General features: G+C 52.7%; 7 protein-coding genes. 4 read left to right on the top strand and 3 right to left on the bottom strand.

Annotated elements, in window-relative coordinates:
- Positions 1 to 98 precede the first annotated feature (98 nt).
- The 3 genes from MW898_RS23325 (at position 99) to MW898_RS23335 (ending at position 8033) form a co-directional block, all read left to right on the top strand.
- Positions 99 to 3536: a M14 family zinc carboxypeptidase gene (locus MW898_RS23325; protein WP_248910684.1), complete on the top strand. Its 3438-nt coding sequence runs from the start codon at positions 99 to 101 to the stop codon at positions 3534 to 3536.
- Positions 3537 to 3654: 118 nt separating this feature from the next.
- Positions 3655 to 6594: a S8 family peptidase gene (locus MW898_RS23330; protein ID WP_248910685.1), complete on the top strand. Its 2940-nt coding sequence runs from the start codon at positions 3655 to 3657 to the stop codon at positions 6592 to 6594.
- Between the two features lie 1004 nt (positions 6595 to 7598).
- Positions 7599 to 8033, top strand: a complete 435-nt coding sequence (locus MW898_RS23335) for an MSCRAMM family adhesin SdrC (RefSeq protein ID WP_248910687.1) — start codon at positions 7599 to 7601, stop codon at positions 8031 to 8033.
- 161 nt (positions 8034 to 8194) lie between these two features.
- Here MW898_RS23335 and MW898_RS23340 read toward each other — a convergent pair whose 3' ends face one another.
- The 3 genes from MW898_RS23340 to MW898_RS23350 all read right to left on the bottom strand — a co-directional run bounded on the left by MW898_RS23340 (position 8195) and on the right by MW898_RS23350 (position 10856).
- Positions 8195 to 8926 (bottom strand): hypothetical protein, encoded by a 732-nt coding sequence (locus MW898_RS23340; RefSeq protein ID WP_248910688.1) that lies wholly within the window; start codon positions 8924 to 8926, stop codon positions 8195 to 8197.
- 438 nt (positions 8927 to 9364) lie between these two features.
- A complete protein-coding gene (locus tag MW898_RS23345) occupies positions 9365 to 9511 on the bottom strand; it encodes a hypothetical protein (protein WP_248910690.1) in 147 nt (48 codons plus the stop codon).
- A gap of 889 nt (positions 9512 to 10400) precedes the next feature.
- Positions 10401 to 10856 (bottom strand): twin-arginine translocation signal domain-containing protein, encoded by a 456-nt coding sequence (locus MW898_RS23350; protein WP_248910692.1) that lies wholly within the window; start codon positions 10854 to 10856, stop codon positions 10401 to 10403.
- A gap of 1243 nt (positions 10857 to 12099) precedes the next feature.
- On the opposite strand from MW898_RS23350, the gene MW898_RS23355 reads away from it, so the two are divergent.
- Positions 12100 to 12387, top strand: a complete 288-nt coding sequence (locus tag MW898_RS23355; protein WP_248910693.1) for a hypothetical protein — start codon at positions 12100 to 12102, stop codon at positions 12385 to 12387.
- The last annotated feature ends 306 nt before the right edge of the window (positions 12388 to 12693 follow it).

Consider the following 12693-nt stretch of genomic DNA (forward strand, 5'->3'; position numbering starts at 1 on the left):
GGCGTGATCAGACTGATCGATTGCAATAGCTGCGATCGATCCTGGTAACTGGATACACAGCTCGCGTCCCTCGAAATACAACCATTGACACGACACCAATGACAGACAACGACGATGCCATGTTCGACAGCATCGACCTAACTCGGCGTGACTTCGCACGGTTGAGCGCAGCGACTGCAGGTGCGCTCTCTTTGCCTGTCGTGAGTGCCAAGCAACTCACGTCCGCAAAGATGACCGAGCGCTACGAGTTCGTTACCAATCATACGGTAGACGCCTACGACGTTTCGACCCTCATCGAGTTCTCTTCGACAGAGGGATTCGGAAAACTCGACGCACTAGGTATTGAATACCAACAGACGACAACACCGAAACCCGCAGCCCATGCGCAACTGAACGCGGACGAGATCGATAACGTGCTCAATATCGCTTCCGCGGAACGCCTTTCTCATTCGCCCGGATCAAATCCGTTCTGGCGCCTCGGCCATTATCCGTTCGGCGTGTTCCCTGAACCACGACAGAGCACAGCGTTCATCGATTACGAACAGATGGTCGATGGGCTGAAACATCTCGAGTCTGAACACCCCAAGCGTCTGAAATTTTACTCCATTGGGAAGAGTCCGGGTCACTACAATTACGTAAGTGGCGAGGAGGATCCAAAGGACATCTACGTCGCTGAACTCACGAACAGGATCAACGACTCCGCTGCGTTCGAGGAGAAGGAGAAAGTGATGTTCAGTCTTTCCCTCCATGGACTTGAACGCGCGGGCGCCGAGGCTGGATTGCGGTTCATTGAAGACGTGCTAACCGGTGAGGACCAACACATCGCCGATCTGCTCGACGATCTTGTCATTGTCTTCGTTTTATCGAACGCGGACGGTTGGGTCGCCAAGCACCCGCAGTACGAGAGCGGATGGCAGTTCCTTGGACCAGACGGTGGCGCACCCGTCGTCCCGTTCTATGAACGCGGTACCGACGGTGTGTTCGATCCCAACCGACAGGCACCAGCGGTTGGATGGATCAATCCAGCGCACTATCCCGCCGAGCCGCTCGGTGCAAATCTGTTGGACGACGATTCGGGCATCGACTCGGATGTCCCCGACAACATCAAAGAACGGGTGCCCGATCAACTGTCAATAGTTGAGCACTTCCGGAGTTACGAGAATCTGAACTACGGGGCAGATCTCCACGGTGCGATATTCTCCTCAAAATTCGTGCTCGGACTGATCAGCCAAGATCAGTTCGACCACGGCCAACTCCATGAGCTATACGAATTCTGCAGAAACATTGATTCGACGCTCGAGGACGCGCTTGATACGTGGACGACGCTTGCCGCTGCCCAGCAACGCCTCACGGGTGAATTAAATCCAACAGTGACCGGCTTTGAGACACTTCCCGAAGAGGCATTCGACTATGCGGGGATTTGGGACACTATCAACTACACCGTGAGCGGTGCGCTGCTCGATTGGATGTCCCATCCCGAGGATCTCGGTGGGCTAGGGATGACGACGCTTGACTTTGAGATGAGTTATTCGCACATCATCGGAGCGAACGTCTACGATCCCGAACTCGTGCAAATGCAGGTGACCGGCTACGATACTGCGATCAAGACCATTGCCGAATACTCGGCGAAAGAAACAACAGCGACCATCGAGACCGGTGGGGCCACAACCGCCTATGTCACGAGCGATTCCGTGACTCGTTCCTCGGAGGATCTTTCGTTCATACAGAACCCAAATCAGGGATTTGTTGAGATGGAGGCGAGCGAACGCTTCGAGGGAACCATCGGTCCGGGAGCGCCAGATTCTCGTGCAACGAAGCGCCACGACTTCAGCGCAGTTACCGACGCCGACAAGATAGAAGCAAGTCTCTCGTGGGTACCGTCGGGGCAGGATCTGGAGTTCTACCTCGAAGATGCGGACGGTAATCGAATCGCGACGGCTCAGACGGCTGACAATCCTGAGACAGTGGCAGCGACGATCGAGCCCGGTTCGGACTACGAGTTCGTCGTCGAAACCTACGCGAATGTGGTCGCCGACTACACTATCGACGCGAACTACTTTGATTACACCAATAAGCAAACCACGACCCAAAACGAACAGCAGTCAGCGACGCTCGGACCGAACGAACAGACCACATTCTCTTGGCGTGTCGGCAGGGAGGTCAACAGCCTCTCAGTATCAGTCCACCCCCAGCCGGGAACGCTCAACGCCGCGAAACTCGAGGCCCCCGACGGTACAACAAAGCGTAGCTACGATCCGACGCAAGACCAGGGCGAAGGGGCTATCGGGATGGAGGAGTGGACGATCGACGATCCCGTGTCCGGCGAGTGGACAGTTGAGGTGACGAGCCTGATGGACGCAAAACAGGGAGAAGCGATCGTTATATTTGGGACGCTCGCAAGTGACGATAACAACCCTGATCCAAAGGACGCACTTGGCTACGAGCAGCGTTCGTACGAAGTCTCACCGTTCGCGTACTTCGAGGACTACGCGCCGTTCGTCGACAGCACGGTCGATCAACTCACTGTCACGGACGTAAAGAACGGGGGTGCCTCGAACTACGACAACCTCGTAGTCATCCACGACGACGCGATCACCGACAGCAACTACGTGGACGCGCTCGATTCGTTCGTCGACGCGGACGGCAACCTCGTGCTCACGGATACGGGAACGCGTCTGCTCGCGCCAATGGCCAACACGTTCGCTGCTGATATCACAGACGCGCATATCACCGAGGAAACGTTCTACATCGCTCACCTCGAAGAGCGATTTCCGGGCCACGAACTCCTCGAAGATACCCGTCCGATCCAGCAGGAGCTATGGAAAATCCAGCCGCTCGGTTATTCGACGAGCAATCAAGCACCGATGACACTGCTCGATGCGAATGCGTTCGATGCCGCTGGTGGAACCGTTGCTGGAAAGACGGACGGGAAGGTAGCTGCTGGATCAATCACGCCAGACAGCACGACCGGCACCGGTATCCACATTATCGGGAGCCTGCTGCCACCGGCAAGTCAGGCGAATCTCCACCCATTCGGTCTCCTCGATCACACGGTCGCGTTCCTTGGACACGTGATGCTCACCAACGCGCTTGGCTACCAGCAGAACCGATTCGTCGATGGCGAACGCGTGAAAAACTTCGGCGATGTCGGATCATTCAGTGTTGATCCATCCGTGACGGCGACGCGGAGTGACGATGGTGACCTGTTTACGGCCGGGCAAACGAATCAGGTCGATCTCGACATTGCCGGGAATACTACTGTGCTCGTCCGTGATCAGTTCCCTGACGAATGGACGATCGTCGATGGTGATCAACACACAACGTACATAGATGGCGACACGCGATATATCGAGTTCGGGGCGAGTGTCGAAGACGGCACACGTACCTACTTCGTTGAGGCTCCATCCTCGATGACCGAAACTCGGACATATGAATTCGGACCGATCGAGTACAGTTTGGACAGCGGAAATAACTGGATCGAAATCGAAGGTACAGCAGACAACAACAACGTAATTGGCGAAGATACGAGCCTATAACTACAAGATTCAAAAATATACAAATAGATTTCACTCAAGCGATGAGGAAATGTGGATAGCTGTCCCTAACCAATTAGGGCCTTTTCTTTTATTTCTAAATATAGATTATGTTTGTGTAATGGACGGATCAAAAGCAACGGAGAACCACCGCCACGAAGTTGATGAACAGCCCGAGGCGATCGACGACCGGTCGGATCGAGTGTCGTATCGATCACAGAACACCGAAGAGGAGACCGGAAACGAAGCGTTACGGCTCTCGCGGCGTACGATGTTACAGCTAACTGGTGCAGTGGCCAGCACTTCTGTACTCGGTATTGGTTCGACTCCCAGCGTTGCCGCCCGGACCGGCATCAACGAGGACTTTCTCAATTGGCGGGTTCGCGAGGCCAGCAAGGTTTGGGATCGGGGGTACAGGGGTCGCCCCGACCGATCCATCGCGTTGACTGATTCCGGTCTCGAATCCCGCCACCCCGATGAAGGACCATGGAACGGTATTACGGCACTCATCAGGGACGGGGCGGTGAAACTCACTCGTCCGGCAAACAATGACACTGAACGCGTGAAAACAGACGAGACCGAGTCCATTACGGGAACAGCAGAGCCGGGCTCGTTTGCCACCGGGGATGAGATTTATCATCCGTTCGTGACTCCCGCAGACGTAGAACAACTCGACACGACTCTGACGTGGAATCCACCAGAGCCCGCAAACGACCTCGAATTAGGGATCGATAAGCTCATTGATGGTGAATACAAGCGAGTAGCGACAGCAGCGACGGGGAACACCCCCGAGACGGTCTCGATCGATGTCGAACCCGAGCACGAATACCGCTTTGTGGTTGAGCTCTACTTGAATGTCGCCTGTACGTACGAGATTTCCGGGACGTATTACAATATTTTGGGTGACATCTCGTTCGTAAACGAAAACGAAGTGTTTGATTTTTCTGGATCGAGCGGCGACATTGCTTTGAATACTCCAAAGACGGTGGGCTGGTACGACGCCGGCTCACGATACGGCTCTCATCGGGTTCCGCGCGATGGTGATGGGCACGGTTCACACGTTGCTGGAATCATGGGCGGAAGCGGCCGGGCGAGCACGCTCGACCCTGATGCGTTTCAGGAACACGAACCCCACGCGATTCTCGCAGCAGGCGATTTCCTCGAGTACGACGTCGAAGCATCGGCCAACACTGGCGTGTTCGGGAGCGCCTATGGGACGCTTATCGAACTCGTCGTTGAGGGCCCGAACGGGAACGTGCTCGATTCGACCGCTACCAGTTCTGATGGATCCCGAATCGACAATGCAATTGTCGAAGCACCCACGATTCATGATTCGGGAATGGCGACGTATACGGTCTCTGTTCGCCCTGCGGGCGGTCAGGCCGCATCGTCCGCCCAAGTAGAGCGTGTTGGCCTTGGCCCGTTTCTCGATCCCGAAGCGACAACCGGCGACAGGACCGAAAACGGCCCTCGTTCGCTCCACGGCGGAATCGCCCCGAATCAGAGCCTCGTTGGCTTTCAGGGACTCTCTGATCCAACAACAGATCTCGGAGCCCATGCCGACGAATTTGCGCGTATTTTCAACATACGCGCGGTCAATATGTCGTGGGGATACACTGGCGGACTCCCAATTGGAGCAGCTGGTGGAGCGCTGGGAACGATTCCCGCCACCGTACGAGACATCGCTGAGGGTGGCATACTCACTTGTGCGGCAGCGGGAAACTCCGCAACGCCGCTGAACGGCAACGGCGCGCCCGCAGTCGCTGACGAAGCTATCAGCGTGGCTGCCACCGGAAATCTCGATGGCATCGCTGGTTATTCGAGTGGTGGTGTTGGGGCGATTGATGAGGACAAAGGCGGCGAGTATATGAAACCCGACGTAACCGCACCGGGCGGCACACTGACTGACCTAATTGACGCCGTCCTCCGAGGAGATCCGAACACATCTGAGAGTGAACAGAAACCAATCCGGGAGTACACGCTCAAAGCTGGCACGTCGATGGCTGCTCCGTTCGCTACTGGAACTGCTGGATTGATCGCGGAGGCAATGGAGTTTGACGCGCCAGTGGGTATCGCGCTGCCCGAGCCTGCCGCTGCCGATATTGATGCTGTTCTCCGGCTGAAGCAGGTGCTTCTAGCAACCGCGAGCGAGACCGTATTCACTGCTGCACCCTATCACCGCGCGCACGTACCGAGCTACGAGTTTGGCGGTCGAGATCCATATGAGGGCTTCGGTCGTCTCAATCCAGACGCGGCCGCCGATGCTGTCACTCGCGAACTTTCGGGAACGACTGCTGAGACCGTTGGGTTGAACCTCCCTGAGGATTCACGGGCCGTTGCAGGGTACGTCACCGCTAGTTCGGGAACGTTCACGGCGACGATCGACTTTGATCACTACTCTGGTGGCAACAAGGGGCAGACGAACGGTCAACCGCCACAGATCGATCTATTCATCTACGATGCTGAGACGCCTGCCCCACACGGTGATCCCAATGTGGTCGCACGCTCGACCACACTCAACAGTGGTACCACCACCGCTAGCGCTTCGTTTGGCCGGAATGCGGAAGATTCGGTCTACTATGTCGTGGCGAAGCTCACGAACGTACCGGGTGCTGTCAACGGTGACGATGTACAAGCCCACTTCGACCTCTCAGTCAGCTTCGACTCTGGCGTTTTTGTTTCGGGAACTCGTAGCGATGATGGGTCGGTGTTCACTGCTGGCCAGACCGACGAAATGAGCCTCACAGTGAATCCATCCGAATCAGGTTTAGTCCGGGACGCCGTTCCCACCGAGTGGGATGTTCTCACAGACGCTTCAGACGATATCGATCGCATCGAGCAGACCAATGGCGTCAAGTACGTTTACTTCACCAAGACAGCAGCAGCGGACATGAAAAACGAGTACACCTATCTCGTCGAAGCACCCGAGAAAGGTTCAGCAGTGAGCGACACCGGACAGTACACGTTCGGTCCCGTTGAACTTCAAATAAATGACGAGTGGATTGCTGTGAATGGAACCAGTGAAAACAATACCGTCGTCGGCCTCAGCACTGATCTCTGAATCTTTAACGGCGACGACTTCGTGTCGTATTTGTCTCTTCGTGGACCGGTCAAAACGGTTTTCGGTAGCGATAATAGCGACTCTCCTCAAACTCTTCAACAACGGTATCGCAGACATCGTTAGGTCATTGGGCCTGCGGCTGGTCATCTATCTTTGGTCGATACCTTCCTTGGTGCCTCTCGGAGGAACATTCAATGTGCGTATTAGTGAGTGCAGTGATCATTGTGTACGCCTCGTTGCAGATACATAATCTAATTCCAATCAAGATGGAGCCTGCTCGTACAACGGAAGATCACCACTCATGCACGGTGAATTCTCTTCGCGAGAACGAAACAGTAGCCGTTGCCCCCCGCATCGCTTCTCCCGTAGGATTGGCCTGACCTCAGACCGGGCCATAGAACGTCGAAGAACTCAAGAGCACTCACGCGACTATGAGGGAGGTGTAGCGTTGGCACCTAATTCACCTGTGAGCGACGCCTGTGTCTCAGGACCATCCCTTTTCAGACGCTTGTAGTCTGTTCGCGTGGAAACATTTTCACAGATAGATCAATCGTTCTTTTCTTCAAGAAACATATATGACACTTATACGAATAACACTGCGACCAATCATACTACAATCTGATATAATATTTTATATAACATATTTACTTATTTGTTATGGATTCGTCCCTATGTGCGGTTTGTATCAACTTTTCAAAGCAACAACGGCCTTTCTTGTAATTATATTATTCTATCATATATTGACTAATGTCATAAATTCATGAATAAGGTTAATGTCATGGGGGGCTATATACCCACCCGAAGGAAATCACAGACTCATGAGTTATCTTAACAGACGTTCATTTCTTAAGACGGCAGCTGTATCGAGTCTTGCATCAACATACATAGCATCTGCTACAACAGACACAGCTGTAGCGGACACGACTTCTGACTACGGAATTGACTTAATTGTCAATACAAATGCTACAGTCAAGAGTAAAACAAATGTTGACATCGATACTGAGATGGCTATCGTCGTCGACGCAAATGGGGACGTTGTCGTCCAGTTCAAGGACGATACAGAGCAAAATATAGATATCGAAAAAAGCAGCAAGCTTGAGAGTGATGCTGAGATTGATATTAATACAGATTCTGATATTTCTGTTGAGGTTGATGTCGAAGCTGAGGTCGATATCACTATCGAGGCAGAGACGAGTCTCAATATCGACATCAAAACAGACGCGACAGTTAACGCTGAAACGACGGCGGACGCCGATATCGATATTGCGATCGAGACCGGTGCCACTCTCAATCTCAAAGTCGACACAGACGCAGCCCCTGCCGTCGATATCAAGGCGGATAACGGTGCTGCGGTCAACATCAATGCAGACTCAACCACCGACGTTGACGTAATCCGTGGAGACAATATTACCGTAGACGGTCCCGGTGAACTGCTATAGGGCAGCGGACGTCATAATCGATTCATGCTTATTTGCTGTCGAGCTCAGTCTCGCTTAGCTGAACTCACTTTCAGGGTGTCATAGACCTCTTCGCACACTTTGTCGACGTCTGGTATCTTGTCCCGAACCAATATATCGAACAGATATCCTATCGAGTGGCGTTACTCGCGGAGGCGATAGCGCCACATCCCGACACCGACGGCTGCAAGGGCAGATAGCACACCAAAGCCGGGGCCATTAGTTTCAGTCGAGTCCGCTGATGGTGATGTGCGCTCTGCGGACGCGGTTGTGGCCGCTGCTTCGGTTGAGCTCGACTGGGTCAAAGGAGGAGTCGCCTGGGGGGACGTGTCCGTCGCGGTGTCATCCGATGTATCGTCCTCGGTTCCGTCAGTCTGATTTGATTCATCCGACGACTCGTTCGATCTCGTCTTGGTTTCCTCGGACTCGTCATCGGGAAGCTCGTCCGATCCCGGGGGATAGAGAACGAGCGAGAGAGACGCATCTTCTCCATCAATCGTGACCTCCTTTTCCTTAGTACGCCAGGTTTCGTCGTTAATCTCGCTCGTTCCCGAGGCAGAGTACGTCCCGTTCTCAAGTTCGAATTCCGCTTGGATACGAGCAGGATCGCCGTTGAGAGGTGTTGTGGTCTTCGTTTGGTCGCCGACAGTCACCTCTCCACTGACGATCCCAGCATCCCCCGACTCAGTCAAAGCAATTGTCAATGTGTGAGTCTCGGAACCGTCTTCAGTAGCTTCGGTCCTGTTCGCATTGTCGCCTTGAACGATACCCGTTGCTGCGCCGCTTGCTCCGATAGCTGAGATAGCAATACCCGTTTTGAGAATACTTCGCCGCGTGACGCTCGCTTCTGCGTCGTCAGTACGGTTCAAAACCATATATAACACACATGGCTACCGGCAACTTCGATATAAGCTTCGTGGCCGCAGACATGTATATCAGATGACTTGTAGTGTTTTTCTGACTCAGACCACCGTTCGCCTGCCTCGTATGCTGAGTGAAGAGCTACTCCTCGTGGCGTGCGAGTAATCGGTATATATTACTAATATGATATAAACAGGTAATTAAAAGCCACGACAAGAGATGGCCTGACTCAGATAGTTTGAGAGGATCTGACTCACTTTTCCTCAATATGAATGTGTCTCAACAAGACGGAAGTGAGGAGAATGTAGATGGCTGAGAGAGACTGTCCGTGTCCGTACGTGTACAAGAGAGTATGATTGGGGCTTTATGATGGTCTTTTATTTTGACGATTCGTCATTGGGGAAACCCTCATTGTTTGGAATGACAGATCAGATAGATGAAATTACTCACAATCACATCCGCCACGTCGTCGTCTGATCGGTCACGGTCAAGACGAGCGACGTCACGCTGTCCCCGAAATCGAGCGGTGAGCGACGCCTCCCCAGCGACGATCCGCTGCGTTCACGGAGATAGTGACGACGGTGGGGACAGCGCATCATCGCGGTGTGTCCGCCCGGTAATCAATGTACGATCAGTGGCCTGTGCCATACCAGCTATTAGACTGATATGAGTATCTGACTTGTGAAAAGACGATTGGTATTAAAGCTACTACTCACAATAATTGTGAAGCAAGGATCGATATTTAAACGATGAAATACACAGACTGTCGAGGGAGAGCGAACGCCGGGGGGTGTTCGCCTGTCTTGCCAAGGCAATCGTCTTCTGTAGAAGACCAATAATCCTTGGTAAGATCCGTCTCTCAATCTCGTTTTGAGTCGCTCTGAGCCCGTTTTTACCACCCATCTTCTGAAAATCCGGGATGTACCGCACAATCGATTATTTTGCTCCGAGACCCGTGGATCAAGATGGAAATCGAATAGAATCTATAATGCCGGTTTCTGGATATATTCACCATTCGTGCCGATTTGGTCGGCTCGATCGCGTTGATTCGTCGAGAACCATCAACGTATCACGATAATAGGGGGAAGATGACTCCTCACTGTTCAGTAAGCTGATTGGACCTTAGGTAACAATTGAGTCCTGTGTGAAGATCTTCTGTTACATAAGGCACCCATCAGAATATCCGAGACTCCTGTCAAGTCGGACACTGACCACCACTTCGATCCCATCCAATCTCTCAGAACGGTCGTTTTCGGTGCCACCACCCGCCAATTGCCATCAGAATGTCGGCTGTATCAGAATATACGACAGCCTCCGTGGATAGACGTCTGCCACGGATAGCCGCGCGTCTCACGCATACAGACTATCGTTCCGAACTCCTGACTACGTGATTGCTCACTCCCGAATCCCTACGGTGAGAGCAACGGTCGCGACGTGAACTAGCAGGGATCAATCGGTCTGAGTCTGCTAGTAGTGATAGATACGTCTTTAGAAGTCATCCACAATATACGAGATACCGGTCGTGTCAGGCACCGCTACGTAGCCGTTGAAGTAGAACTCGTCAACATTTTCTGCATATATAGTCCCGTCCATTCCATAGTCATACCACGTTCCCTCATAATTGATGGCCTGAGGATATTCAAAGGGAGAATCCGTTCCTGGTGAACTGTGTTCCCCTCCCCAGATAGGTGTGGTCGAATAGATTATATAGTTGGTGAAGTCAGCTAGTCCCCATACGGTTATCCTGTTTGGGGCCTGCGTTTCAACATTGTCGGCCGGCTCGGTGGCACTGGCTATCTCAGTAGTAGCAGTGAGTCCGGTCAATCCAACAAGACTGGTCGCAGCTGCTTGCTTCAAGAACCCGCGCCGACTCCGGGACGGAACTGATTTGTCGCCGGGGGCTCTGTTTGATTCGATCGATCTATCATCGTCTTTGTCAACCATCTATTTTACCTCAAATAAAAATTTATTGGAGAAGTAATAATACCTCTGATGTAAGAAAAATACATGACTGAATCCCTCTATATACACGTTGTGGCTATGTAAATACCGTCGACGTCGGTCGGTAAGTGAGCCACCCTATCTGGCAACCTTCCGCACTGTCGAGGAGAGTGATTCGTATCGATGCAATCGGCTTCGTCCTTAATACCGCGAGCAGCTACAGCAGTCGATCAGCACCGACGATCCCTTGACGTCCGTATCAACGATCGCCTACGGGAAAGCGGAGCAGGAAGAGAGAAAGCAGGAGCGAGAGCGATGAATCAATCGCAAGAGAATCCACGTGGGGACTTCAGGGATGGGACACCTGATTCCAGCATGTGAAACAACTCCGAGAATCGTGGTGATGGATGTCGGTCAATTGTGACTCGTTCTTATGGTGTAAAACTATCGTTTATCACCAAACTGGCGAGAAATGAGGCGGTTTTACGTCGATGGCTGGGTGGTACAAAGAACGATACACGAGGGGAGTGATCACTCTCGTATTATCTCAAGAAACGAACTTTTTATCCGGTTTTCGGGGACTAAAACCATGCAACGGACAACGCTATGCCACATCTTCCTCGTTCTGGTCGTGGGAATGGCTGGTTGTAATTCGGTTGACACGCTTGACGATCCATTTTAGGCCGACAACTCATCTACTGCAACACTCACCCCTGCCCCCGTTCCGACAGATGGATCGACTGATATAGCAACTTCCCACCTTGCACCGGGCCTAACCCGGTACAGCATGGATTCGCAGGTGCTTGCCCACGCCCACAACACAACGCTGCAAAACACCTCATTCACTATGTAAGAGACACGGACAGCCACATACCCCAACGGAACAGTGTTCTCAGAGCAGATTACAACAGTACGGGTGGGGAGTGAAGGAAATTTCTCCAATGTTATCAACCGAACAGTGCTTCCTCGGTCCGGGCCATTGCAAGCGAGCACCACGGTGCGGTATTACGAGATATGGAGTGGAGACACTCCAGGGTCGATCACGACCATCTACGCGAACAATACAACGACGTATTCCAATCTCACGTCGCGACCGGAGGGAGCACTATTCCCGATTTCTGGGACAAACTCCATTACCCGTGCAGACACCATTCGACGGTTATTCGAGTGGACAGACATGAAAGCAGTGAACACAACAGCTCGTAACGGAACAACTCGACATCATGTTACGACATCAGTAGTACGAATGCCCCGAGGACCACCAGGTGTTAATCTTCAAGGAGATGAATGGCAGCGTACGCGTAGTAATCAAGCGACCCAGCACGCCCTCATTAGTGCAAGGGGGATCGTTCGTGACCATCACCTGAACGTCACAACAACCAATGGGAACACAACACTCACCGTCACCGTTGAGAGGCAATTTTCACAGATTGGGACTACGTCACCCAACCAGCCGTCGTGGGTCCAGAAAGCGATCAACGAATCGGCCACCCAGACAGCAGTCCGGTCGCCAGACCCGACTGACCAGCCATAGTGTGAGAGCAGATAACATCCGATGCTCACAGCGCGGCGGTACTCATCGAACTGATAATATTCTCTTCGGTCAAAGCAGCGCGGGACAACTCAGTCTCAGAGCACTCGTAGTGACACTCGTCCTCAAGAGCTCCCTCAATCGCCCGACAAGCATCCGTGCGCGGTTTCTGGTCGGCGTCGGTGTCTTCCTGAATGTCCTCCCTAAACGCTTGAGATACCGGTCTTGGATAGTCTTTAAAATGGTATGCTAATTACTCCATTCATGTGATTTGTACTCGGACAATCGTTGTTGCTCCACTACACAACT

Origin of the sequence: Halocatena marina (genome assembly GCF_023276375.1) — an archaeon.
Taxonomy (GTDB): Archaea; Halobacteriota; Halobacteria; order Halobacteriales; family Haloarculaceae; genus Halocatena; species Halocatena marina.